This is a genomic window from Mesorhizobium sp. M3A.F.Ca.ET.175.01.1.1, assembly GCF_004791945.1.
Lineage (GTDB): Bacteria > Pseudomonadota > Alphaproteobacteria > Rhizobiales > Rhizobiaceae > Mesorhizobium.
In genome coordinates this window covers 1-298 of record NZ_SRTP01000335.1, presented here as the reverse complement: position 1 = coordinate 298, position 298 = coordinate 1, and the positions used below count along the sequence as shown (strand labels likewise).

General features: G+C 62.1%; 1 pseudogene. It reads left to right on the top strand.

What is annotated here, in order from left to right:
• Nucleotides 1-298: pseudogene (locus EN818_RS33185) on the top strand (terminase large subunit); the annotation flags it as partial.

The window sequence follows — 298 nt, the reverse complement described above, 5'->3', positions numbered from 1 at the left end:
GAGGACAACGCCCTCTTCAAGCGGTTCAAGCCGAGCGACACCACGCGCGAGATCATCAATCGGCTCGATGATAGCGTGCTGGCGGTGAAATCGGCAGACGCCGATGTCGTCGGCGGCCAGAAGGCGATCTGCTCCTTCATCGACGAGCTCTGGCTCTTCGGTAAGAAGGCGTCCTCGGCGAACGTGCTTTCCGAGGTCACCGGATCGCAGGCGTCGCGGCCGGAAGGATTCACGATTTACGCGACGACGCAGAGTGACGATCCGCCGACCGGCGTCTTCGCGCAGAAGCTGCTCTATC